Annotated in this window: 22 protein-coding genes; 5 read left to right on the top strand and 17 right to left on the bottom strand. The window is 42.9% G+C overall.

Going from position 1 to position 25,928, the window contains the following annotated elements; all coding sequences use genetic code 11:
• The first annotated feature begins 589 nt into the window (after positions 1-589).
• From K0625_RS22905 to cydX, 3 genes are read left to right on the top strand one after another with little or no spacing between them, the layout of a single operon-like run.
• Entirely contained in the window at positions 590-2,146 is a 1,557-nt protein-coding gene (locus K0625_RS22905; RefSeq protein WP_012324197.1) for a cytochrome ubiquinol oxidase subunit I, read from the top strand.
• Positions 2,147-2,161: 15 nt separating this feature from the next.
• Positions 2,162-3,301 (top strand): cytochrome d ubiquinol oxidase subunit II, encoded by a 1,140-nt coding sequence (gene cydB, locus K0625_RS22910; protein ID WP_220111723.1) that lies wholly within the window; start codon positions 2,162-2,164, stop codon positions 3,299-3,301.
• A 15-nt stretch (positions 3,302-3,316) separates the two neighbouring features.
• Positions 3,317-3,433, top strand: coding sequence for a cytochrome bd-I oxidase subunit CydX (gene cydX, locus K0625_RS22915; RefSeq protein ID WP_012324199.1), 117 nt, complete (start codon positions 3,317-3,319; stop codon positions 3,431-3,433).
• Positions 3,434-3,702: 269 nt separating this feature from the next.
• Here the strand turns inward: cydX and K0625_RS22920 are convergent, their stop codons facing one another.
• Positions 3,703-5,706 carry a methyl-accepting chemotaxis protein gene (locus K0625_RS22920; RefSeq protein ID WP_220111724.1) on the bottom strand — a complete coding sequence of 668 codons (2,004 nt, stop codon included), beginning with the start codon at positions 5,704-5,706 and terminating at the stop codon, positions 3,703-3,705.
• 99 nt (positions 5,707-5,805) lie between these two features.
• Between K0625_RS22920 and K0625_RS22925 the strand changes: the two genes are divergently transcribed.
• Entirely contained in the window at positions 5,806-5,952 is a 147-nt protein-coding gene (locus K0625_RS22925) for a hypothetical protein (protein ID WP_220111725.1), read from the top strand.
• Here K0625_RS22925 and K0625_RS22930 read toward each other — a convergent pair.
• Positions 5,949-9,029, bottom strand: coding sequence for an efflux RND transporter permease subunit (locus tag K0625_RS22930; protein WP_220111726.1), 3,081 nt, complete (start codon positions 9,027-9,029; stop codon positions 5,949-5,951). The two genes, K0625_RS22925 and K0625_RS22930, sit on opposite strands and share 4 nt — an antisense overlap.
• Before the next feature lie 3 nt (positions 9,030-9,032).
• Positions 9,033-10,160: an efflux RND transporter periplasmic adaptor subunit gene (locus K0625_RS22935; protein ID WP_220111727.1), complete on the bottom strand. Its 1,128-nt coding sequence runs from the start codon at positions 10,158-10,160 to the stop codon at positions 9,033-9,035.
• Positions 10,161-10,307: 147 nt separating this feature from the next.
• Between K0625_RS22935 and K0625_RS22940 the strand changes: the two genes are divergently transcribed.
• Complete coding sequence (locus K0625_RS22940; protein WP_220111728.1) at positions 10,308-10,925, top strand: TetR/AcrR family transcriptional regulator; 618 nt, start codon at positions 10,308-10,310, stop codon at positions 10,923-10,925.
• Positions 10,926-11,082: 157 nt separating this feature from the next.
• Here the strand turns inward: K0625_RS22940 and K0625_RS22945 are convergent, their stop codons facing one another.
• The 14 genes from K0625_RS22945 to K0625_RS23010 form a co-directional block, all read right to left on the bottom strand.
• Positions 11,083-11,652 (bottom strand): chalcone isomerase family protein, encoded by a 570-nt coding sequence (locus tag K0625_RS22945; protein WP_220111729.1) that lies wholly within the window; start codon positions 11,650-11,652, stop codon positions 11,083-11,085.
• A gap of 54 nt (positions 11,653-11,706) precedes the next feature.
• Positions 11,707-12,186, bottom strand: a complete 480-nt coding sequence (locus K0625_RS22950) for a DUF2947 domain-containing protein (protein WP_064791843.1) — start codon at positions 12,184-12,186, stop codon at positions 11,707-11,709.
• Positions 12,187-12,347: 161 nt separating this feature from the next.
• Complete coding sequence (locus K0625_RS22955) at positions 12,348-14,846, bottom strand: motility associated factor glycosyltransferase family protein (RefSeq protein ID WP_220111730.1); 2,499 nt, start codon at positions 14,844-14,846, stop codon at positions 12,348-12,350.
• A gap of 120 nt (positions 14,847-14,966) precedes the next feature.
• The gene (locus tag K0625_RS24645; protein ID WP_232847252.1) at positions 14,967-15,290 is read right to left on the bottom strand and encodes an acyltransferase; all 324 of its coding nucleotides are present in this window, start codon (positions 15,288-15,290) and stop codon (positions 14,967-14,969) included.
• A 219-nt stretch (positions 15,291-15,509) separates the two neighbouring features.
• On the bottom strand, positions 15,510-16,268 hold the full coding sequence (locus K0625_RS22965; protein ID WP_220111732.1) for an oxidoreductase: 759 nt from the start codon (positions 16,266-16,268) through the stop codon (positions 15,510-15,512).
• Positions 16,262-16,960, bottom strand: coding sequence for an acylneuraminate cytidylyltransferase family protein (locus K0625_RS22970; protein WP_220111733.1), 699 nt, complete (start codon positions 16,958-16,960; stop codon positions 16,262-16,264). The genes K0625_RS22965 and K0625_RS22970 overlap by 7 nt, the downstream gene beginning before the upstream one ends.
• Entirely contained in the window at positions 16,957-17,937 is a 981-nt protein-coding gene (locus K0625_RS22975; RefSeq protein ID WP_220111734.1) for a Gfo/Idh/MocA family protein, read from the bottom strand. The genes K0625_RS22970 and K0625_RS22975 overlap by 4 nt, the downstream gene beginning before the upstream one ends.
• Complete coding sequence (locus K0625_RS22980; protein WP_220111735.1) at positions 17,934-18,992, bottom strand: nucleotidyltransferase family protein; 1,059 nt, start codon at positions 18,990-18,992, stop codon at positions 17,934-17,936. The genes K0625_RS22975 and K0625_RS22980 overlap by 4 nt, the downstream gene beginning before the upstream one ends.
• A 1-nt stretch (position 18,993) precedes the next feature.
• Positions 18,994-19,632, bottom strand: a complete 639-nt coding sequence (locus tag K0625_RS22985) for an acetyltransferase (RefSeq protein ID WP_220111736.1) — start codon at positions 19,630-19,632, stop codon at positions 18,994-18,996.
• Positions 19,625-20,698 carry an N-acetylneuraminate synthase gene (neuB, locus tag K0625_RS22990; RefSeq protein WP_220111737.1) on the bottom strand — a complete coding sequence of 358 codons (1,074 nt, stop codon included), beginning with the start codon at positions 20,696-20,698 and terminating at the stop codon, positions 19,625-19,627. Before neuB ends, K0625_RS22985 begins: the two co-directional genes overlap by 8 nt.
• A 1-nt stretch (position 20,699) precedes the next feature.
• Positions 20,700-21,863 (bottom strand): UDP-N-acetylglucosamine 2-epimerase, encoded by a 1,164-nt coding sequence (neuC, locus tag K0625_RS22995; RefSeq protein WP_220111738.1) that lies wholly within the window; start codon positions 21,861-21,863, stop codon positions 20,700-20,702.
• On the bottom strand, positions 21,856-23,013 hold the full coding sequence (locus tag K0625_RS23000) for a LegC family aminotransferase (protein WP_220111739.1): 1,158 nt from the start codon (positions 23,011-23,013) through the stop codon (positions 21,856-21,858). Before K0625_RS23000 ends, neuC begins: the two co-directional genes overlap by 8 nt.
• Before the next feature lie 29 nt (positions 23,014-23,042).
• Positions 23,043-24,233, bottom strand: a complete 1,191-nt coding sequence (locus K0625_RS23005) for a UDP-N-acetylglucosamine 4,6-dehydratase (RefSeq protein WP_220111740.1) — start codon at positions 24,231-24,233, stop codon at positions 23,043-23,045.
• A 737-nt stretch (positions 24,234-24,970) separates the two neighbouring features.
• Entirely contained in the window at positions 24,971-25,801 is an 831-nt protein-coding gene (locus K0625_RS23010) for a molybdopterin-binding domain-containing protein (RefSeq protein WP_220111741.1), read from the bottom strand.
• Positions 25,802-25,928 lie beyond the last annotated feature (127 nt).

Genomic DNA, 25,928 nt, shown 5'->3' on the forward strand with positions numbered 1-25,928 from the left:
TTATTTGTTTTTGTGTATATTTAACTGTGACTTATGGTGTTTTTGCTTGTTATTGTTGAGGTAATAAAATTGATACATGTAACACTTATATTGTATTTTTTACCATGAGGGTAGTTGTGGTTGGGGTAAATTGATTAAAAGTATGTATAACCACTATTTCTTACGTCTCCTAACATGACGTTTTTTTTGAGTCAAGGTTATTGCACGTTGAACTGTGCCCTCAAGCACAAAACCCGTTTTCTGCGGAGTGTTTGATTGATTTGAATCAATTTTGAATGGTATAAAATAGGGGCGAAAGCTAAGTGAAATCGAGTTAAGTTGCTGAATATAAGTCTCTAGCTAGTTTTTTGCTGTCTTTTCTGTGCATTTGTCACAATTTTTTATTTTTTGTGAGATCGGTCGGAAAGTGTGGGGCGAGCAGTAGGTGATAGTCTGAAAACTCGGCCAAATAAATAAAAATATGCAGTTTAGTCATAGATAGCGCCTCAAGGTGTTAAATAGGGCTAAAACTAAATTCCTAAATAGGCATTAACTATGAATGATGGGGATCTACTCATGGTTAATGGATGCACCACCTAAGGAGTCACTAATGATTTTAGAAGAGGTTGTTGAGTTATCGCGCTTTCAATTTGCGATGACGGCTATGTATCACTTCTTGTTTGTTCCCTTAACTTTGGGCTTGGCCTTTCTGCTTGCGATTATGGAATCACTCTATGTGATGACTGACAAGCAGATTTATAAAGACATGACTAAATTTTGGGGTAAGTTGTTCGGTATTAACTTTGCTCTTGGTGTGGCCACTGGTCTCGCAATGGAGTTTCAGTTCGGTACAAACTGGTCCTATTACTCTCACTATGTCGGTGATATTTTCGGGGCACCTCTTGCTATTGAAGGGTTAATGGCCTTCTTCCTTGAATCAACCTTAGTTGGTATGTTCTTCTTCGGATGGGATAGATTCAGTAAACGTCAACATCTTGCTGTGACTTGGTTAGTGGCATTGGGCTCGAATATGTCAGCCTTGTGGATCTTAGTCGCAAACGGCTGGATGCAACACCCAGTTGGCTCAGTATTCAACTACGAAACCATGCGTATGGAGATGACAAGCTTCGCTGAAGTGCTGTTCAATCCAGTTGCTCAGGTTAAGTTTGTTCACACAGTGGCATCTGGTTATGTTGCCGGCGCCATGTTTGTACTGGCTATCAGCTCTTACTACATTCTTAAGAAGCGTGACCTGCCTTTTGCTCGCCGTTCATTTGCGATTGCAGCAAGTTTTGGTATGGCATCAATTCTGTCGGTTATCGTACTGGGTGATGAATCTGGTTATAAAGTGGGTGAGGCGCAACGCGTTAAGCTTGCGGCTATTGAAGCTGAGTGGCACACAGAGCCTGCACCAGCAGCCTTTACTGCGGTAGGCTTCCCAAACCAAGAAACCATGGAAACTGATTATGCAATTAAGATCCCATATGCAATGGGGATTATTGCGACGCGCTCGCTTGATGAGCAAGTAACAGGTATTCATGATCTTATTGATGAGCATGAAGTTCGTATCCGTAATGGCATGAAAGCTTATGCTATGTTGACTGAGCTTCGTGCGGGTAATGAAACACCTGAACTGCGCGCGGCATTTGAAGAAGCTAAAGTCGATCTTGGTTATGGCCTGCTGCTTAAGCGTTATACCGATAATGTGGTTGATGCAACTGAGGAGCAGATTGTCGCTGCTGCTAAGGACTCTATTCCAAGCGTCGCGCCTATGTTCTGGTCATTCCGTATCATGGTTGGTGCCGGTATTATCATGCTGTTTGTGTTCGCTGCAGCCTTCTGGCAAAGCACGCGTCATCAAATAGAGGAAAAGCCTTGGGTATTGAAAGCTGCATTATACAGCTTGCCACTGCCTTGGATTGCAATTGAGTGTGGTTGGTTTGTGGCTGAATATGGCCGTCAACCTTGGACCATCTCTGAAGTGCTACCGACCTTCATGTCAGCATCGAGTCTGTCTGCAAGTGATCTTTGGTTTAGTATTATCTCCATTTCTTTGTTCTACACTGTGTTGCTGATTATCGAAGCTTACTTAATGATTAAGTTTGCACGTAAGGGCCCAAGTAGTTTGAAGACTGGTCGTTATCACTTTGAAAACCTTGATGCCTAAACGGGAGATCTGATTATGTTTGATTATGAAATGTTAAGATTGATCTGGTGGGCGCTGATTGGCGTGCTCTTTATTGGTTTCGCTGTGACAGATGGTTTCGATATGGGGGTGGGTGCACTTTTACCAATTATTGGTAAAGATGACACAGAGCGCCGTATCATGATCAACTCGATAGCACCTCATTGGGATGGCAACCAAGTTTGGTTAATCACAGCTGGTGGTGCTCTGTTCGCTGCTTGGCCTATGGTGTACGGCGTCTCCTTTTCTGGATTCTACGTCGCCATGATGTTGGTGCTATTTGCCCTATTTTTACGTCCTGTAGGCTTCGATTACCGCTCTAAAATTGAAGATCCAAGATGGCGTAAGTCATGGGATTGGGCGCTATTTGTTGGTGGGTTCGTTCCGCCGCTAATCATAGGTGTTGCTTTTGGTAACTTGTTGCAAGGTGTGCCATTCAATTTCGATGAATACTTGCGTGCAACATACCATGGCGGTTTCTTTGGACTGCTAAACCCATTCGGTCTGCTTGCGGGTATCGTCTGTGTCAGCATGTTTATGATGCAAGGTGCAACCTGGTTACAGATGAAAACTGAAGGTGAGTTAAGAGTACGTGCTGCTAATGCATCTCAAATCTTATCGATAGTTCTGTTTATCTGTTTCGCCGCTGCGGGTGTGTGGTTGGTTAATGGTATCGACGGTTATGTTATTACGTCGACGATTGATACCTACGGGATCTCAGATCCGACCTTGAAAACGGTAGCGGTTGAAGCGGGCGCTTGGTTAACAAACTATGACAAATACCCAATCACCATGTTGTTCCCTGTTTTAGGCTTGGTGATGCCGATTCTGGTCTTGTTCTCAAGCCGTCTCAATCGCAGTGGTTTTGCCTTCCTGTTTAGCTCACTAGCGATAGCTGCAGTGATCTTAACTTGTGGCGCAGCTATGTTCCCATTTGTTATGCCATCTTCACTTGAGCCAAACGTGAGTTTGACCATGTGGGATTCGACAGCAAGTGAAGTCTCTCTTACTGTGATGACTTGGGCTGCTATCATCTTTGTACCTATTGTACTTAGCTACACTGTGTACACCTATTTGAAGATGTTTGGCCGCTTGTCTCGTAGCTTTATTGATAACAATAAGACGTCACTATACTAATAAGGAGCCGACATTATGTGGTACTTTGCTTGGATACTAGGTGTATTGCTGGCGTGTTCATTTGGTATTATCAACGCGTTATGGCTTGAGAATACCGAAAACATGGACAGAGACACCGAAAATAAAGATTAGTCACTTACCGATAAAGTAAGTCGATAAAAAAGCCCCGCCCTTGAGAAAGGTGCGGGGCTTTTTGTTTTTAAAGAAGGTAAAGGAGCAGGTCCTAGGAAGAGCAGGCGCTAGGAAAAGCTAAGATGAGCGCTCTGCAGCCTTACGGAACGTTCGCAGACTCACTCACGGAAGATAAAGCCTACCAATTAACACTGGTAGGCAGTGTTATGCATAAAAAAGGCAACAGTGAAAACTGTTGCCTTATAAACTAACCGAGTTTAGGTTAAAGGTTAGGCTTTAAACACGCTGATCTGCTGTTTTATCTCTAGGGCTAAATCAGTTAAGCCTTGAGCTACATCGACATTCTCCCCAGCTCTCTGCTCTCCCTCTCTGGCAAGCTCAGTGATCTGATGTAGATTACGGGTTATCTCCTCTGCGACGGCGCTCTGCTGCTCAGTAGCACTGGCGATGCTGCTAGAAGCGATAGCGAGCTCGCCTATGCTTTCGGTTATCTGATTGAGCTGGCTGCTTGCTTGTTCACCTTGAGTTGCAGAAGCTTGGCCTAGTTGATGGCTCTGACCCATCTGCTTGGCTGTATTCTTTACCTGAGACTGCAGCTGCCCTATGGTGTGGCTAATCTCTGCAATTGAGGTTTGTGTGCGCTGAGCTAAAGTACGCACCTCATCGGCGACGACAGCAAAGCCTCGACCTTGCTCCCCTGCACGGGCAGCTTCGATAGCGGCATTGAGTGCCAGTAGATTGGTTTGCTCAGCTATACCATTAATCACCTCGGTGACCTTGCTGATGGCTTGGCTCTCTTTAGTGACATTTTCAACACTGACATGGCTAGTGTTAAGTTGATCACTGAGTTCAGCTAAACCTTTTACCACTAGGCTAAGTTGATTATGTCCCTCTCTGGAAGCGTTATCGACCTGTTGACTCTTATGAGCTCCTTCGCTGGCATGGGTTGCTACATCACGTATGGAGGTGGACATCTCCTCGATGGCGGTGGCAATTTGATCGGTTTGTGCCATCAAGGAGAGGGCCTCTTCACCATTAAGCTTTGCCGTCTCTTGGGCGTGGGCGGCTTGTACCTCTAAGGTACTGACCGATTGCTGTAGCGCTGTAATAAGTAGCCGTAAGCTTTCAGCCATTGAAGAGGTGCTGATGGTGATCCTATCGACTTCGTTATTACTGTTGGAACTTGGTGTATCAAACTCTTGTGACAGATCGCCTTTACCCAGTTTATCGAGCTGTAGTTGAAGTTCCTTTAAAGGACGCAGTGTCTTAACTAGAACAAAAAAGAGTAAAACCGTGATGGCTATGATCCCCAGAATACTGACGATGGCATTAATGCTGAGGAGTTTAAGGCTCTCCTCATTTAATTCACTGGTTTTAGCTATACCAATTAATGCCCAGTTCCAACCTGGAATCATGACCGTATAGGCATACATATCTTCATTGTTACGGTTGTTATAACGCCATGAACCTTTGTCTGTCAGCGCCTGAGATACACTAAGCCCATCTAATTTTTGGGCATCCAATTTGGTGTCGACGGCATAGCTTGGGTGGGCGACAACAGCTTGGTCGTTTTCACGTATGATAAGGAAATGCCCTGACTCCTCAATTGTTAACTTGTTCATCGCTTGCTGCAGCTGAACTAAGGACTCGGTGATATCAAAGCCTATGTATAAGATCCCAATAATATCGCCCTCTATGCTCATAATGGGGCGGTATACCGTCATATAGTCTTTGCCGAATAACTTGGCATAACCTTCATAGGTCTCTCCCTTCATCAAGGTGGCATAGCCTGGATGGCTCTTGCCTAAATAGGTACCTAGTGCTCGTTTACCGTTGGCTTTTTTGAGTGAGGTCGAGATCCGCAGGAAGTCATCACCATCACGAACAAAGAGGGTTGCGGTGCCGCCAGTGAGATTAGAGAAGCGATCGACCTTACTTTTAGAGGCATTGATCTGTTCTCTTTCATGGGCAAGGGCTGGGGTAACTTTTCCCAATACTTTGACCGTTTTATCGGGTTTTCTAAACTGACCGGGGTACATAGCACGCAGGACATCGGCGCTGCGCCTAGCGAGCATCAATAGGCTAGTATATTGGACTTCGATAAGGTCGGCTGTTCCCTGCATCTGAGCCTGCATGGCAGCAACGGCTTTCTCCTCCAGTACCTGTGATGAGGTGAAGTAGGTAATACTGCCTATCAAGCTGAAGATAATGATAGTCAGAATTAGGGCTAAGGTGCCTATCTGTTTCGCAATTGGCCAGTTTTTATAATTCATGGGTAGATCCACTCTTATTATGGTAAGTGGTAATGTAAAACACATTATCTTTCAATGAATTGATATAGGTCTAAAAGCGATACTTATTTAAGCAATTTTATGAGCTTATTTGTTTTTATGTTGATCTTGTTCACATTTGTAATGAGTGTAACTCGAGAGGCGGTATTGGGAGTTAAGGCGGGTCATGCCGAAGCACTTAACTGCAGTGCTTCGGCTGAGATTGATACAGATACTGATTGGTATTAGCTCTCTAAGGGGAGCTGTTTCGTTAAGTTGGCACAGTGTTTTCTTGGTGTCATAAACAGCTGATACATGGTGGGAACCCAAACAAGAGAGAGTAAGGTTGTTAACAGTGTACCGCCAGCAATCGCGATAGCAAAAGGAGGCCAGAAACCACCACCTGCTATGATGAGCGGCAAAAAGCCGCCTATGGTAGTAATGGTGGTTGAGCCAATATGACGGCCACAACTTGATACAACACTGACTACGTTGGAGATATTTCCCCCTCTTGCGTCATCTTGATCTTCAAGCTCCGCCAAGATAACAATGGCAGCATTAATGGCAAGCCCCATTAGACCTAGTAAGCCGATAATCACGGTAAACCCAAAAGGGTAGCCAAACAGATAGACGGCGAGTAACCCAAGCCCCGCAGATTGAAGGGCACTAAAGAGAATAATGGCCGTTAATCTGAATGAATTAAATGAGAGCACAACGGTTGCCAGAAGCAGCGTGACCACGAGCACGACATTTGACAGTAAATTACCCACGGCCTCATTACGCTTGGCACTTTCACCACCGACCTCAATACGGTAGCCCGCAGGCAGTGATATTGCATCAATGCGGGTTTTGGCATCGTCCAGTACCTGCTGTGGCAGAACGCCGCTAACAATATAGGCTTCTATGGTGTTAACTCTCTGGCCATCTCTTCGTGGAATTGCCCCTCTGCTCACCTCTATTTTATCACTGGCCAGTGCCGAGAGTGGAATACCTGTGCCAGAAGGGGAGACGAGATTTATCTCCGAAAGCTTGGTTTGTTGCTCGCGAGTGCTGTCTTGTAACCTTACCCTGATGGGAAGAGACTCTGTTTGCTCAAGTAAGCTGCCTCCATTGATCCCTGTGGTCGCCATCTGGATCTGCTTGGCGATATCGGTAAGGTTTAGCCCGCTCATTAAACTGGCATCTTCATTGATCTGAAACCACACCTTAGGCGCACCAGCACTAAGGGTTGCTCGAGTGTGAATAACATCTGGAGTGTTGCTTAAAACCCGCCTAACTTCATCACCTATCACCCTTAATTGATCTAGGTTAGGGCCAAATACTCTTAATTCAACAGGGGCGTTGAATGGTGGGCCTTGTTCCAGTTTTCGTACTAAAACTTGCGCTGCTGGGAAGCTTGAATCTAAGTTCTGTTGAAGTTTAGGGATCAACGCATTTGCAGTGGCAAAGTCAGTGACTTTCACCATAGCTTGGGCATAGTTGCTGGCCCCTTGTTGACGCTGCAAAAGGTTGTAGTAGAAAGAGGGGGTATTACCGCCAACGACCCAGTCGATTCGGGTTATCCCGTCGGTTGTGCGAAGGTGAGAGTCCATTTTTTCAATATAGGCTCGGGTGCTGTTTACACTGGCTTGGGGAGGCAGGTAAACCTCTATCTGAAACATATCTCTGTCTGAAGGGGGAAAGAACTGCTCTGTCATCTTGCCAGCTGCGATAAATCCGAGCACTGGGATAATGCCAATCAACAGCGCCGAGATAATAGGGCGTTTTAGCGCTACGGTGAGCGTTGTATGAAATAACCGACTGACAAAGGGGAGGGAGATCCCCCTCTGATACCACTGCTGCTCGCTGCCACTCACACCAAATCGCCCCGCAAGACCAGCAATTAAGGTGTGGGAGATAAGATAGGAGCCTACTAGAGCGAACATGACTGAGATAGCGATACCGCCAACAAACTCCCCTGCTGCACCAGGCATTAGGACGATAGGCGCAAATGCAAGCATGGTGGTGATGGTTGAACCAGCAAGGGGAAGCCAGAGGTGATGCAGTGTTTTACTGACCGCCTCTAGTCTTGATAAACCTTGTTGTCTTCTCTGGGCGATAGCATCGACGATAACAATGGCATTATCCACCATGATCCCCAGTGCCACCACTAAACCTGTGACTGACATCTGATGGATCGGCAGGCCGATGTACTTCATGCAGGCTAAGGTGAACAGGGCTGTTAATGGCAGAGAGAGGGAGACAATCAATGCATTGCGCAGTCCAAGGGTTAACATCAATACAACTAAGATGATGATAAAACCCAGTAATAGGCTGCCAACTAAACCGCCGAGTCGCTCAGTGGTGTAACCCTCTTGATCAAATAGCCACTGGATCTCAATATTGGCAGGAATACTCGTTTGTAGCTCATCGACTGACGCTCTGACTCTCTCTAACCAGAGGTCGACACGGGTATTGTTAAGCATGCGGGCCGAGACCATGACCCCTTGCTCCTGCTCAATGAGTGCGATGGAGTTGGCTGGAGTTTTAGCTTGCCTTTTGATGGTTGCAATATCGCCTAAGCGAATGATCTGTCCCAGTTCATCCACTTTCAATGGCACTTGGCGAACACGGGTGACTGAATCGAGCTCACCAGAGACTTCGATAAGTGCACGAAAGTTATTGTTATTTATCTCACCCGCGGAGACTTTTGTGTCTGCATTTTCAAGAATTTGTGCTATCGCAGCAGGGGTAAGCTTGAGTTGGTTGGCCTTATTGCCATCGAGTTCGACTAAGATCTCTTCGGTAGGAGCACCATAGAGTATCACGAAATCTGTACCGCTAACTAAACGCAAGCGGCTCTGTAACTCCTTGGCGTATCGGTTAAGCATGTCGGTGCGAACCTCTCCACCCCCTTTCCACACAAGTCCTAAAATCGCTGTGCTGGCATAGCCTATTTGATCGTCTAAAGTGGGGCTAAGTGCCGCTGAAGGAAGGAGTGATTTGGCATCTGCAACCAGATCTCTGGCTCTGGACCACACAGGATCGGTATCGATAACCTCATCTTTAAGTTCCAGTTGAATGACCGAGATCCCAGGTCTTGAGGTGGACTGAACCAGTTTTATCTCTTCGAGCCGGCGAAGCTGGTTTTCGAGTACTTCGGTGACCAAGGCTTCGACACGCTCGGCAGAGGCTCCGGGGTAGTGAGTGATCACTGATGAGAAACGGTTGGTTATATCGGGATCTTCCATGCGAGGTAAGCTAGATATAGCGCCAAAACCCGCCACTATCAGCAAGGCAATGAACAGACTCGCCAGCCTACCGTTTTCGACAAAAGCTTTGATCATGGATCACCTCGCTGCTACGTTTGTGTTGCGCTTGACCTGCTGACCAACAACGAGTTTATGCAGTCCTTGGGTGATATAATCTTCATTAACCTTGAGAGCGCCTTGAATGTAAGCCATATCTTCCTTGGTATAGAGGATCTCAATATCCCGTCGTTCGATATTAAAAGTGCCTTTATCGGCCCCTGAATCGCTATTTGAGGTGATCACATAGAGGTTCCACAAGCCTCTTATTCCGTCGGTAAGCGCCGAAATGGGCACCCAATAACCGTTTTGGTAGATATCTGTTTTATAGATTAAATAGGCGATTTCACCATTGATCACCTGAGCATCAATTGGCAGGGATAACCTTAATGGTACGGTACGTGTAACTGGGTTAACTTCTGCGCCTTTTCCCTCAATTTGGGCTGTGTAGCTGTTATTGCCAACCTTGAGTAATACGTCTTGCTTGGTGTTGAGCTGCTGAGCAAGTTTGACGGGGACCCCCACAAAGGCTTGAGGGTTTCTGTTTTGAACAAGGGTAAATATAGGCGTTCCTAATGCAACGACTTCGCCCAGATTACTGTTTCGCTTGCTTATTACGCCACTAAAAGGCGCAAGCAGTGATGACTTCTCTATTCGTAATGCATTGGCAAGCTTTGAAGCGACGAGTCTCTTCTTAGCTGCTAATAGGCTGTTTAATTGACCTTTAAGTTCATCAAGTTGCTGCTCTGACGTGTAACCCTGTTTTTGTAGCTCAAGACTACGATTTAAGGTATTTCTGGCAAGGGTGAGATCGGCGCTGTTTTGTGACAAGCTGGCGTCAATCTCTGCTCTTTCTGCTTCGAGTAAACGTGTGTCTAGCTGTGCCAATAACTGACCTTTTTCGACACTGTCACCACTGTCTACGGCGAGTGATTTTAGCTTTCCTGACAGCTCAAAGCCTATTCCTGTGGTATTTCCGGCTCTAATTGTGCCGGTAAACTCCTGTGTATGTTGATAGGAGTTCGATAGCGTTAGGCTCTCTGTTGTCACGGTTTGTAATTGAGCTTGTGTACTGTGAGTGGTCACTTCTCCCTGACAAGCGCTCAGAAGGCCGCTAACTAGCATAGCCATTATGATTTTGTTCTGGAATATATCGGTTATAATATTCATCCTGATCCGCTGTCCTGGTTAATGTGGGGTAGCAAACTTGTTAAACTAGACTGTCTAGTCTATTTTGAAAGAACTAGACTGTCCAGTCTAGTTTGTGATTAAATGTGTCCAAACTATAAAAACCTTGTTAATTAAGAGGTGTTGTTAATGACTCCAACTGCTAATCTAAGCCGCAGTGAACAGAAGCGAGTACAAATTCTTGAAGCTGCAATCGATCTGTTTTGTGGGCAGGGCTTCCCTAATACCAGTATGGATGAAGTTGCTAAAAAGGCAGGTGTTTCTAAGCAAACGGTTTACTCTCATTTTGGCTGTAAAGACGATCTCTTTGTGGCATCAATTGAATCTAAATGTGTGGTACATAAATTAACGGAAGAGCTTTTTGCCGATCCTCACCACCCAGAAAAAGCCTTGGCAAGTTTTGGTGCATATTTCAGTGAGATGATTGTGAGCCCTGAGGCGATAAAGGTCTTCACCGCATGCGTGGCTCAGGCTGAAACTCACCCTGAGATCTCCGAGCTCTTCTTTAATGCTGGCCCTGAGCACTTGCTTAACTTAATGGCAGACTATTTGACCTTAGTTGAGCAAGCCGGCGTTTATCAATTTGGTAACACAAGAAGTTGTTCTGTGCGTCTTTGCTTGATGATGTTTGGTGAGATGCGGATGAAACTGGAACTGGGGCTAGGAGTTGAGGATCTTGTTGAAGGGCGTGAGGTCTATATCCAAGAGTGCGTGGATATGTTTTTAAGGGCGTATAAGCTTAAATGATTGCTAGTTAAAGTGATCTGTTTTGGTGTAGATGAGGTATTAAAGAGTGATTTAATTTTAAGTGCCGCTCAAGGAGCATTGGCTATCGCAGCCCAATACCGATTTTAACTGAGGGGCTAATCGTTATCTAGCCCCTTTACGCTTTCTTATACTGGTATTACTTGCCTAACATAGCCTTTTTCAGGCTGCTTTGAGCAGGCTCATCACCTAACCAAATTTTCAATAATGCTTGCCTGAATGCTTCACCTTCAATAGTGGCTTGGGCAATATTGTTTTTATAAGCTGTGACGCCAGATGCCTTGCTGGTGGCCAGAGTAAACTGGTCTCCCTCTTTAATCTCTTCACTAAACAGTGCCATAAAGGCGTCTATTTGCGGTTGGATCTCAGCTGTTTTCCCCTCGGTTGCATCATCGAAACCTTCAGTAATGGCATCGCGCATTTTGTCAGCTGTGATCATACCTGATGTGATATTAAGGCGAATGGCCGATTGAGCTGCATTGATAATTTGGGCGGCATCTGAGTTGGCAGCTGTTAGGTATAAACTGCCAACATAGAGATCAATAAAAAATTTACTGCGAACACCTGCGCCATTGAGTTGCAACTCAGTGTGGGCAAGGGTTATCTGTTCAGGTAGCTGAACGCCGGAGATCTCCATTGCCGAAGTACTCGAAGCGAATAGTAGCGAGCCAATCAGGCTCAGCTTAGTGATAGAGTGGGTGAGGGACATCAAAAACCTCTTAATTGTTTATATTATTGAATAATACTGCTGTCGAGTGACGAGCTAGCCGCGGTTACCCAGTTGGTATTGTCCATTTTGGTGGATAAATACCGCTTGTTTCTGTTTGGGGGAGATAAGCAGTGGACCATCATCAAAAAACAGGAAACATTTCCAGTTACGTACAAACACATCCCAGCGAGTTTCGATCACCTGATATTTCTCATAACAGAAATAAACAACCTCACTCTCTTTCCATTCAATATAGTTAGCAAACATCTCTGGAAGGGCGGGATCTTCACTGTCCCATGCACTTTGCCAGTGATCAGTCTCTAGCCAGGCATTTCCCTTCGCAGGCCAATCACCTTTGCCAAACTGCTCAGCATTGCTACTGCGATTACTGATCCACTTGTTCCACACTTCCATTGACCCCTTCTGATCAAGCGGCTTGATAAAAGCTTTGTCTTCATCGGTAACGGGGAGATCTTTATGGTTAAAAATCCATTTACGTTTGTACTGCTCAAGTGGGATATAGTTATGTGACAAGCGGGGACTCCGGAATATATGTAGTGTAGGAAAACACTGATAGCTTACAAATTCTGTAACTTTATGGCGTGTATTATACTTACTTGCTGCCTTGTTTGAAATAAAAGCCAGCGCTTAACTGGCGTTTATCGAGTGTCTTGTAAAATCGAATTTAAAGAAGGCTAGCTCAGCTTTTTCAGGTAACTTTGAGCTGTCTGGTTGTTTGGGTCAGCTTGTAGTGCATGGTAGAATGCTGTTTTCGCACTTTCTAGCTCTTTGACTTCAATCATAAATAGTCCAAGTTTTAGCCAAGTGGTTACATCTTCCGGATACTTATTTAAATAGTCTAAATAAGCATTAATAGACTCTTCAAACCTGCCTAGCAGCTTTAAAACGTGAGCGTGTTGTGGAATATAATCTTCAGAACACTTGGTTAACTGTGTTAATGCATACTCAGCGACATCTATTTGACCTGTTTTTAGGGCCAGTAAACTAATCTGTTTTAGCTCAATTTCAGTTTGTAACTTCCTATCTAAATTTAACAAAACCTGCAATGCTTCTGTTTCGTTTTTTTCCAGTTGTAATTGATGGCAATAGGTGAGGTGGTAAAGTCGTTTTGCTTCATCACTATTATCAGATAATTTTTGCAGGTTTTTGGACATTTTGACTAAAGCTGTATGATCATTGTCCCTAATGAGTACGATGATTTTCTCAAAAACATTTTCCATTGATGCTGACTCTTTGACAGTCTCTATATACTCTTTAGGTGTGATAGCTAATTGTTCTATATACTCATTTGCAATACTTTTAATCAGTTGAGTATTTTTCTCTACTAAGTCAGCATTATCTTTATATTCATCACCCTGTTGCCAGTTTTTGTGTGCGGAAAGCCAAATGTTAACACGGCCATGTTGCAGATCTTTTCTCCAAAATTCAGTCAGTGTAGAAAAGTCGGGCATGCTAGATAACTCATCAATTCTATGATCCAACCTTATTTGAGTGTCATGAGCAAGTTCCAGTAACTGTTCAGCAACGACAATAAAAGCTTGGTAATAGTGATCAGTCATCTGATGTACATGATTTTTATTCCATTCATCAGTTTTCTTTGTTGTTAGAAAATCTGAGAACTCAGCCAAACCGTAAGTTTTGATTAACTTTGCGACACTTGAATAACCTTGATTTATTCTTTCATCTAAAAGATCAATTTCAGCAGTATTTTCTGAGCGTTGCTTAACTGTGATATTTTCATCTTTAAGTTTTGTATTCAATTTTAGCGCTTTTTCTGATAAATCTATGATGTCTATCAATGTATCAGATAACCTACTGAACTCTTTTTTAGAGGTTAAATTACTCTGCTTTCTTTCTTGAATGGTTAAGTTTGGAATCGACTCTAGAAATTCTGTAGGAGTTATATTGTTATGTTGAAGCTGAATTTCATTAGTGTTTTTATAGGATATACCTTTAACTTTTGCAGCCTTTAGAGATAGATTCAAGTACTCTATTTTGGGATTTTGTGACGCTTCATTTGCTAAAGACTCCATAGCCAGTTTTAGCTGTGTAACTGTTTCAGCTTTTCTACCTTCATAGGTTTCTATCCATTCACCCATAATGCCTAAATTAGGGCCAATTTTTGCCTCGACAGAGCCTTTAGTATGAGTAAAACCATCATCTGTGAAACATAGGTCAACACCTGTCAAGATGATACGAGAAAACCCCATTTTAGTTGCTAAATGAACTGAAGCATTAGTTACTGTTGGTCCTAATGTCTCTATATTACCTTTACTTTCAAGCTGCCAAGGATATTGACAGTCCATAAATAAACTTTTCCCCTCCCATTGGCCTAGAAGTCTAGAGCTTACGTGGAATGAGTTAACAAATAAGCTAGATTCTGCAAGTGCCATCATATCCCTGTTGACTTCGAAGCTAAAGTCATAGGGGTCTACTGACACTATAATGTGAGGGGTAATACCCTCAGAAGCTAATTTTCCAGCTACTCGAGAGACGGCAATAATAAATAGTTTTTGATGATTAGATTTTATCCAATTGAGGTTTTCATCTAATGACGGTCCTCCTGCCACAACTAAACAGCTTTTATCTTTAAACTTGTCAGCCAATAGAGAAGCCGGCAACATATTTTCAGAGACATTCTTAAACTGTTGCTCAAAGTATTTCTTTTGGGATGAACTGAGCATCTGTTCTAAATGTTCAGCCTCTAACATTTTTACTACTTGTGTATTGAGTATGCTGTATTCAGGGAGATGGCTAGATGTTGCTGCTAAGCTTCTATAATGTTTGAAGTTATTTTTTAATAGGTAAATACCATAAGATGTTGATGGAAAATTGGATTGAAAATCCTCCAAACTATAAATATATAGTTTATCGATTAACTCTTTTGGGATATCAATGTTCAACAGGCTCAGTACAGAATTGAGCTCAATAAAGATAAATATACTTCCATCAGGTATGCCTTGCTCTAGTAGGTAGTTGACTAATAGGCCTGAATCCATGCCAACGATAATCTGCAGCATATCTTCTTTAGAAAAATGACTTTTGAATTTTTTGTTATATTGAGTTTTAGAGTCGATGGTATCGAACATCTTTCTATTGACACTCGGTAGGTAATATTCATCAAATGGACTGATTGAAAAAGTATTTTTTATGTTTGATTCAGCTAAATACATTTGATTCCTATTAAACTTTGCTGGTTAATGTCAATAAAGTAGTGTGTACGACAGTTTTCAGACTATACATATTTATATGCTAGTCTTAGGCCAATTTTAATGTGAAGCAGGATAATATGACTATTTTAGCTGTTTTATTATTTTTGCTGGTTGGCCAGCTACAACGCTGAAGGGAGGGACATCTTTAGTCACCACACTGCCAGCTCCAATGACACTGTTTTGGCCAACGGTGACACCTGGTAAAATAATGGCATTAGCGCCTATCCAAGCGCCTTTGCATACGTTCACAGGTTGGGGGGCTTGATGTCCTTGGGAAAAAATAGGCTGCAGAGGATCGCTAAACTCATGGTTTGCGGTATAGATATGAACTCCTGAGCCGATTAAGACTAAGTCCTCGATAGTAATATTTATAGATTTATCACCATGTCCTGATCCAAATAACATAGTTCCAGGCCGAATGACGACATCATTACCAATACTAATGTGGTCACAACAGATCGCATAGCTTCCTGGTCTCATCGCGCTGTTGTGGCCAAATTTAGCAAACTTTTTCCGACACAACCAAGTGCCAAGCCGTTTGGAGTGCAGCAGGAGGTGAGTCAGAGGTATGTCTGGACCAATTCGCTTAACCTTGAACCAATAGCTTAGTTTCTTGAACATAATTTATAGTGTAAACCCATCATCAATGACTATGTTTTGGCCTGTAATATACTTCGATTGTTGAGAAAGTAAAAAGATGATTGAACCCGTTAAATCTTCGGGTGAAAGCATTCCATGGCCGTTAGTTGAACTCTTATATGCGTTAAGAAACGCAGTGGGCTGGTTATCTAAAATGCCACCGGGGCTGATACTATTGACTCTAAACCGGCTGTCTTTTACAAATGTTGTCACATATTTATTTAGATGGAGTAGGGCTGATTTTATGGCTGCATACTCAACTGGCATCGTCATTGGAGTACCGTCATAGATGGAAAAATCAGGGGCGACAACACCGTAAATAGATGAAATATTAACGACGGACATCGGGGATTGCTGCTTGAGAAATTGGGTAGCACATTGCTGCATAAAGAGGAACGATGAGCCTAAATGCAAAGACAGGTTCTCATTAAAGCTTGCTAAAGAGACATCTAAAAATGAGGTGCCGTACTGTTTATTGCGTGGGTAAGTACAATTAACGGCGCCAGAAATTTCGACTTGGGTTGAGAAAAAATGTTTTACTGCTTCTTCATCACTTGAGTCAAGCTCTACCAAAGTTAACGAATCAGACTCAACTGTTTTGATTTCGCTAAGCCTTGAAGTCATTGCAGAAATTGATAAGTCTGTGGCTATCACTGTTGCGCCTTGATCCAGTATAGCGCGGGTTACCTGTGAGCCTAGTAAGCCAGCAGCACCAGTGATAAGGATTGTTTTCCCTTTTAGCATACTTGTCCTTTACAGCTTAAAATAGCTTCAGCGAATTTAAAATCATAGATATCGTCAATATCAACAGCTCTCTCTTTAGGTATTACAGTGTGAGCAACTTTTCCTGCAAAAAGGCCTGTTTCATTGAGGATATACTGTGGTGTTGATACGTAAACTACGGTGGTAATGTCGTAAACAAGAGGTGCATCTTGACGCCGGCATACCTCTTTTGATTCGGCATTAACCAGTTCAACATGGCCAGATTCAGTCTCTTTTATCATGTTAAAATAGGGACTTCGATTAGCAGGTGTTGTGGAGATACAGATATCTGCACGGCTTGTTTGAAGCTTATGCATAGCCGATTCAACATCTTCAACACTTCTTAATGGGCTAGTGGCGGGTAAACTAATAAACCCTTCAAATTCACCATATTCACTCGTTACCCAGTTCACCGCATGTTGCCAAGAGAGCCATTCTGGAGAGTTATCGGTAGCTAAGTGGGCAGGTCTTGGGATTATTTCTGCACCAGATGCTAAACCGATAGTGGCAATTTCATCATCATCTGTTGAGATAAACACCTTATCTATGTTGGTGACATTGAGTGCGGTTTCGATGGAGTACACGATAAGCGGTTTACCGAGTAAGTTTTTGACATTCTTTCTCGGGAGCCCTTTTGAGCCTCCACGTGCAAAAATAAAGGCGTACTGTTTCATTGGGTGACTCCCCAGATCGCCTGCTGTTTAATTTGAGCAATCAAGTTGACTGTTTGACAGGCATCTTCTAACGATGCTGTTGTACACTCTCCGCGTTGAATATTGCAGATAAAGTCAGTGACCATGTTGATGTACATTTGGTTCTTATCCCATTCAGGAGCTGAGTAGAGTAACTTGGCTCCTTCATGATTGTAGTGAGTGATAGTATTGGCTAATAAATCCCAATGCAGCCGACCTGTTGAGCCGATAAAAGTACACTCTCGTTGTGCTTGTTTTTGAACAAAATCCATATGAAGCGAGCAAACGCATCCTGCAGCATTTGTTAATACTAGATCAGCAATCTCCTCAACGTCTAATGCCAACTCTTTGGTATTTCTAAGTTGTGCATAGCTGAGTGTTAAAGGACCGAGTAACCAATGTAAGTAATCCAGTTCATGGCTTAATTCAAGGAGGGCACCTCCGCCGAGCGACTTGTTCGCGGAGACTGAATGCGTATAATGCTTATTAGGTCGCCAATCGGGCAAATATTGTCCCACGCTAGCCCGACAGTTATATATCTCACCGATAACATTATGAGATAAAAGGCGCTTAACCTCGATGGCAGAGCTGAGGTATCTCAGGCAGTACCCGACTATCACTTGTCCTGAGTGTTGTTGAGTTAGCGCTAGAATATGGTCGGCGCTTTCTGGCTCTGAAGCCAAAGGCTTTTCTATCAAAACAGGGATGTTATGTTGAATTAACGCGCTTGCATGAGTCTCATGATAAGGGCTAGGTGAAGCGACAATCACCAACTCAGGTTGATTGTCGATGAGCATTTCAATACTTGAGAGCTGAAGGTCGGCAAACTCTATCTCTTCGTCAGCGATTCTGCCACTGGCAGAAAGAGCCATAACCTTTGCATTTGGATAGATTAATTTCAGGTTTTGTCTATGACGCCTAGCGATGTTACCTAGGCCGATGACCGCGACGGTTTTCATTGTTCAAAACCAATAGCGCAGATATCAGCCTGAGCTTGTTTGAAGTCATCCATTTGGCCAATATCTAGCCAATATTCATGGATTGGGAACATAAGAACATGGCCGTCATCAGCAATTTTTTGCTCTAGCAGTGTTGGCATATCGATATATGTATTAGCGGCAACACTTTTTATAATCTCTTGATTAATGACATAAATACCTGCGTTGACAAAAAAACGTTGTATCGGTTTTTCTATCATGCCTGTAATGCGACTTCCGGTACCACTTATCACACCGTAAGGTATTTGATAGTCATACTCTCTGACACACATTGTGGCGTCAGCATTATTGTCATCATGAAACTTGAGCAGCAGTTGAAAATCCACTTTGGTTAGAATGTCACCATTCATAACAATAGTGGGTAACTGAGGAATACTCTTAGGCAATAGGCCGACGGCGCCCCCTGTTCCTAATGGCGTATCTTCATGAACATAAGTGATGTTGATGTTCCACTGACTACCATCGCCAAAATGCTGTTGAATCTGCTCAGGCATGTAATGAGTTGAAATATAGAAATTGGTGAAGCCTGCTTGAATAAAATTGAACAGGGCAATCTCAAGTAGGGGTTTGTCTCCTACTTTTAACATAGGTTTAGGGCATCTATCTGTAAGCGGTTTTAGGCGCGTACCAAAACCGCCAGCCATTATCAGTACCGGGTTAGCATAATGAGTTTGCTGTTGAGCACTTTTTAAGGTCTCTAACCCCACGAGGATATTATCTTTGACTAATGGGATTGATAAAATGCTGTGTTGCTGCATAAGTTGAAGTAGTTTTTTCTTCGATGTCGAAGGAGCAGCTGTTCTAGGGTTAGTATTCATCACTTGAGTGACGATAGCGTCGAGTGATAAATTATTGAGTAAACCACGACGAATATCACCATCAGTGATCACCCCTAAAAGGTGTTGATTATGATCGATGACTAATGCTACCTGTAGCGCTTGAGAGTTGATGAGCTCTAAAGCATCGCGGAGCGTCTTATCTGGAGATATTGTGACTTTACTCAATATTGGGCTCATATTATGACCTTTTCTCTATCTGACTGCGATAACCATAAGCGATGGAATTATCAGGCATATCTTTAGTAACCGTAGCACCTGCAGCAACGATGCAGTGTTTTCCAATCGAGACGCCTTGTATGATATTCGCACCAGTGGCTACATGAGTGTGTTCACCAATGTGAACGTCTCCGCAGATTGTCGCTCCAGGGGCAATATGACAGTGCATGCCGATATGGCAATCATGCTCAACAATGGCGCCTGAATTAATGATTGTGCTCTCACCAATCACTGCGCCAGTTTGTATTATCGCGCCCATGAAAATTTGCGAGCCTGTGCCAATCGTGGAATAGGGTGATAACATTGCATTTTGGGATATCACAGTTTCAAATTGATAGTTAGATTGCGTAAAATAATCAAAGAGTTCATGACGTAAACTTTGGCCAGGTAAGGAGCCCAAGCCATTTACTAATTTAACCTTATCAGGGGAGAATTGTAAAACATCTTTATCTGAATCAAAGTGTTGTATCTCATTAAAAACAGAGCGAGCACTTTTACTGTGGCTGATCACCGCTAAAATTGTATGATTATTTTGCAATAAGATATCAGCGAGTACACTCGCATGACCTCCTGAGCCGAGTAAAATGACAGGCTTAGTCAAAAATCACCTCTCCGATAGCGTAATCTTTATCAGCTTTAGTGCCGAGCCGTTGCCAATATAGGTAGGGGCTTGCGCCAGTACCGGGTCGCTTAACTGCTAGATTCTCAGTTGAGAAAATGTCACCTTTTCGAATGGGGTTAACTGTCACTAAGCTTTTTCTGGCAACGTTAATATTTTTTAATTCACTGACTTGAGGCGTTTTAACCCCATCTCCCATTGCCGCCTCTACAGTGCGAATCGCTGTAACCATGGCCGTTAGTTCATCAGGTTCCAGTGATGCCTTATGATCTGGACCCGACATTTCGTTATCTAAGGTAAAGTGCTTTTCAATGATGCTGGCTCCGCGAGCTGCTGCAGCTATGGGGATGGTGATCCCTTGACTATGATCTGAGTAACCTACCTGTAGTGAAAAAAACGATGCTAAGGTGTCCATTGCCTTGAGGTTTATCTCATTAAACGGTGCAGGGTATTCGGTAGTGCAGTGCAATAACCTGACCTTTACTTTTAGGACTTTTTGCCCCTCTGGCGACATATAAGCTGCTGTAAACGCCTCTATACTTGGCGTTGAATCGTTTGATGTTGTCAGACCGAATGCGATAACACCTAGTGCTGATTCAATCTCGGCTAAGGTCGACATACCTGTAGATAGAATGAGATCGCAGCCTGTACGAGCATGCTCAAGTATAAAGGGAGCATTGGTGATCTCACCTGAGGCAATTTTTAATGTCTTGAGCTGAAGTGTGTGAACTAAAAAATATAAACTTTCAGAGTCAAACGCCGTAGAAAGAAACTGTATACCAAGTTTGTTGCAGTAATTAATTAGGCGTTGATGAGCGTCGTGTGACAGCTCCAAGCGGCTTAACATTGTAAGTTGAGATTCGACTTTTTTTGTATTGCTGATCTGATATTCAGCCTGCTTGGCTGTGTCTGTCACTAAACTTTTAGCATTAAAAGTTTGAAATTTAACGGCATCAGCTCCTGCTTTATGGGCGACATTGATGAGTTCGATGGCTAAATTCTCATCGCCATTATGATTAACGCCCGCTTCGGCAATGATTAAGGTCATATTATTGCCCTACCTCAATATCATAAAAAGATTTTATAGGATCAGTGTCCATGGTGATTAAAATGTCTCTAATGTCATGGCTGGCAAGCCCTTGCCCATAAGGGTTAGTCACCGGTGAGACTTTCAGTGCTTCGGTTGTGATGACAGCTTGCTCTATTGCATCAACGATTGCGTCGAATGTTGGCTTGGTATTAATAACACTGCTTGCAGCAAGTCGACCTTTTTGACGGTCACCAATATTGACGCTAGCGACGTTAAAAGCGGGGACTTCGATAACTCCACTTGATGAGTTACCAATTACAGCTGCTGCATGTTTGACAGCGCTGAGATAACGAGTTTGCCCTAAAGAGGGGATAGCCAATACCCGTCCATTTGATTGCGCTGCATAGGCTTGCAGTTGTGAGATAAGGCCGCGTCCACCATTATCAGCATTGGGATAAGTTAAAATAACTTGGTGTGAGGGGAATTGCGTAAGTGCATCCAATAACGCACTAAAAGTCTCTTTTGCTGGCTCTTTAGCTAATGTCACGGGATGGTAAGTCACCACAAAGTAGGGCTTTGTTAACAAAAAATCTAGCGATGTCGATAGTGCCTCCAAACTCATCAATTGGCTGCGGTTGATATGGTCTAAGCCGATTGCACCAACATTATGGACTTTATCAGGATGCTCACCCATTTGGATAACACGTTGTCGGTAGGTTTCAGTTGATGTGCAATGAACTTGACTTAGTTTCGTTATCGCATGTCGTATTGCATCATCATAAGCTCCTTCGGTAACCTCACCACCGTGGATATGCAATATTGTAATGCCGAGAATCGTTGCTGTTTGCGCTATTGCCAATGCCTCAAACCGATCACCCAATACGACCAACACATCGGGTTTTAATCTATCAAGTACTTCAGAATAACCAATAATACCTAAGCCTATACTCTTGGCTGTGCCAACCGCTGAATTTGAAGAGAGTAACATTTCAATTCTTTCATCAATATGAAAGCCATCTTTCTCTATCTGTTCAAATGTATTGCCAAATTCAGGTGATAGATGACTACCGGAAACAATCAGTTGAAGAGTAAGATCTTTTGAGGCTCGAATATCTGATATTAACCAATATAGTAATCCATAATCTGCTCTGGTTCCGGTGAACACTGCAATTTTTTTAGGCATGAGTTAATCCTATTGCTGCTGGAGAGCTAGGTAGATTAATAAGACAAGACTCCATTAACTCTGAATGGGTCAACGGGCCATGCAACGCATCTTTAAACATGGGAAGACGATGCATCAGTTGCCAGACTGGTCGAGTCATCACACCATTATCGTTGGTTAATTTGAGCAGTTTGTCACGACTATGAAGATTGGGACAGATAACCGCATTGAGCCAATAGTTCGATTTTGCGTAACTAGGCTCTTGGACAAAAAGCAACTCGCCGCCATTAAAGAAGCTGTTGTAATGCATTGCTAGGGCTCGTTTTTGTTCGATAAATTGAGGCAAATTCTCCATTTGAGCACAACCAAGTGCAGCATTTAAGTTAGGCATTCGGTAATTAAAGCCTGCTTCATCATGATAAAACTCGTAAGAGTGGGGCACCTTTGCGGTTGTTGTTATGTGTTTTGCTCGTATGCCATTGGCTTGGTTATTCGTGAGCAACATTCCACCGCCACCGGTGGTGATTATCTTATTGCCGTTGAAACTAAGCGCGGCGAATTCACCTAATGTCCCCGTATGTTTTTCTTTATAACGTGACCCTAAACTTTCGGCGGCATCTTCAATTAAAACGAGATTCCATTGCTGGCAAATGAGCACTAATTCATCCAGTTCAACGGGGTGACCAAAAGTATGCATAGGCATCACAGCTTTGATAGTTTGCTTCGTCTCTTTGTGAATACATAAGCCCTCTTCATTAAGCTTCCCATACTCCTCGAGGTAAGCTTGCACGGCTTGTGGGCTTAATCCTAAGCTCACGGTAGAAATATCGACAAAAATAGGTGCTGCGCCCATGTGATACAAGGCATTGCAAGTGGCCACAAATGTCAGGGCTTGAGTGATCACCAGATCGCCACTTTGTACCCCTGCCATGTATAACGCGGTGTGCAAGGCACTGGAACCGCTCGAAGTCGCAATGGCTTTAGGAGACTGAGTAAAAGTTTCAATTTTTTGCTCGAAATCAGTGACAAACTTGCCAACACTAGAGACAAAAGTACTGGTTATTGTTTCAGCTACATAAGCCTGTTCGTTGCCTGCAAACGTTGGAGCATGCAAAGGAATAAACTCATTGGTTTGATAGGTTTCTCGAATAAACTTAACTAATGACGACATAGCAATGAAGCCCTTTTAGCGTGGTTAGTTTACATTTTCTCATCAAGAGACCTTCCTGTTTCTTTATGGCCGAACTCAGGCAACATAAGATGAAAAAGCTGGACTACTTGTTCTTTACTCCATGATTTGGCTAACTTCATTGATTCGATTTCTTGTTCGAATAACTCGAGTAGTTTTGGGTCGTATTTGAGTTTACTCTTGATGATCCCCAGCTCTGAAAATCTAGCCATATCCAGGGTTTCTTGTTCGGTAAAAAACTCCTCAATGTCTTTCTCACCAGTTGTATCACTAACACTGAAGTAGCATGGCCAAATGCCTTTAGTTGGCAGTGTGGCAGCTAATTGCCGTGCCTCATCTTCGCTTTGGCAAATATGGGCTTGATAGCCTCTAGATGAAAGATACCTTACAGCGATGTCTGCAAAGGATATAAGGTGCAGGTTTTCATCAAGTTTAGGGAAGAAAATATCTCTGTTTTCACCAAAAATACAAGACATTAAACAGAGCTCGCCAGATTCTTGGGCGGTGACAAAATAACGCTTAATATCTGTAGGGGCTACAATAGGTTGTTGCTTTAAAATGCGCTGATTAAAACTGTGTAGCAATGATCCATCAGAAAACGCCACGTTGGCAAAACGTGCGGTTGATATTGTCATTTCTTCACTGCGACGCATCAGGAACATCTCCATGATACGTTTTGATGCACCCATCATATTGATTGGGTTGGCGGCTTTATCGGTTGATACACAGAAGTACTTCTTCACACCAGATGCTATCGATTGCTCAATTGTTTTATCTGTGTTGAAAATATTGACATTTATCATCCGCATCAAGGTGAAGGGATCTTTTTCGCTTCTGACATGCTTAAGTGCTGATAGGTTGAGTACATAATCATACTGACCATCTTGAGCTATAAACGCGTCATATTCTATCGAGTCGATATCGAGCGCGAAGGTTTGAAAGTCCCCTTTGATGTACCCAAAAGAGCTGCGTATATCTCTGACTAGCTCAGCTAAGTTATTCTCACTGATATCGACAACATGTAACTTCAATGGAACACGCTTAAAAATCTCTTTTACCACAGCCTGACCAATAGAGCCTGCACCACCTAGAACGAGAAAACGAGACTGGCTAACCTCATCGATTAACTGAGCCTTGTAATGCTCAATATCTTGAGTAAACAGTTCTCTCTCTCTTCCAATTAGCTTTAAGGTGTCTGTCATTGTGCTACCGATGGTTTGATGCATTCAACTTATAGATAAGTCAGCTATTACAAGTGAATCTAGTGATAACTAAAGTCTATCTTATTTTTTACTAAAAATATTTTTAATACACCGAGATTTAATGCAAAAAATGAACCAAATCACTAACATCCCCTTTCTAGGTACCATAATGAGCTGACTTTCGGCAACCTTTGACAATAAATTGGCGCTTGTTTGGAAGGTTTCAGATAGACATAAATAAATAGCGTGCTTTTAGTTATCTTTGAAGAAAGCAGAAAGCAGGAACAGAAAGAGTCGGCACGATACCAATAGAAGGAGCGAAAACCCATTCTAGCGCATCAAACTGGCGATTTCACAGGAAAGGGCGAGCTTGGGAGCATCAGGACAGAGCTGATGGGGTTGAATGTGGCGGAATGGAAAGGGGGGAAATTACTGATTGTGTCAGTGCTCGGGTAAAAGTAGATACAACAGCTCTCATTAATTTCGGATGAACTCAGATGAGGATAAGCATCTGAGTTCATCCGAAAGCACTAATTCGCTTCGACCCCTTTATCATATCAGTATCACCGGTAGTACTTATGCTCACTTAGATGTCCAACAGGTCTGGGCAAAATTGGGCATAACTACGGCACAATTGTTTGGGACTGATGTTCCAGAGCCGAAAGTGGACAGGTTAGTGAAAGAGGTAGAACAGCTCTCGAAGGAAGAGAGGCGAGAGCTGTTAGCTAATTTCTAATTTAATAACATATAGAAGTGGTATTGATTCGGCATTGGTTATAGTTAGCTACTAAAGAAACATTTTGTCCAAAAGGAGATAAGGTTTGAACATCAGCCATATTGGTGTTGCAGTCTAAGCCCATTCCGAGATCATGTAAGTTCCACCAATATTCATTTTTATAAAAAAGTTCTTTCTCTACGCCAATAAAGTTAACCGACTGCGTTTTTATTCCTCTGTTATCACCTCCAAGAACGAAATCAGAGAATCTTTTTACCTCCAAAATATTTGCAATTAACCATTGCTCACTTACGTGATCCAGTATTAGTTGGATGTTTAGCTCAAGTTGATCTGCGCCAATTATCCGTATGTAGATTTTGGCGGCTTTGTTTGACAGTCGATTGTCCTTTACTGCTTGAGTAAAAATTTTTGAGTTTGATTTCCAATCGTCTAACATTGAGCTGAGATAGAAATTTTCCTCAGATGAGTCTTCTAATTGGCATCCGAAGAATGGACAGTAGTTATCTTTAGCTTGGTAGTTGAAAGATGGAAAATCATGGATAAAAGTTTGGTATTTATGAAAGTTATCCGAAAATGATTGATATAACCCTGCTATTGATGCACATCTATTTGGCTTATTGCATTTTACTAACAGTTCAGTAAATAGTAGCTTGGGCTGACATTGAAAAGAAGGTCGTTTTTGATTTGCTTCTCGGTTTGGCCTTCCAAGAAACCACTCAGTGATTTTTACTTTATTACCAGTACCTAATGTGAGTTTTCTCTCTAATGAGAAATCACTTTTCCCCTTGTATCTTGGAGAATGTTCATCAGGACATTCATTCGCCAAAGTCACTGGTAAGCCCCTAGAACAGTAGACACTTCATAGAGTTATAATGAACCAAAAATATGAGGTGTTACATGCGCGGAAAACGATATCCCGACGAGTTCAAAATCGAAGCTGTTAAACAGGTCACAGAGCG

The sequence above is a fragment of the Shewanella nanhaiensis genome (assembly GCF_019457885.1).
Classification (GTDB): Bacteria; Pseudomonadota; Gammaproteobacteria; order Enterobacterales; family Shewanellaceae; genus Shewanella; species Shewanella nanhaiensis.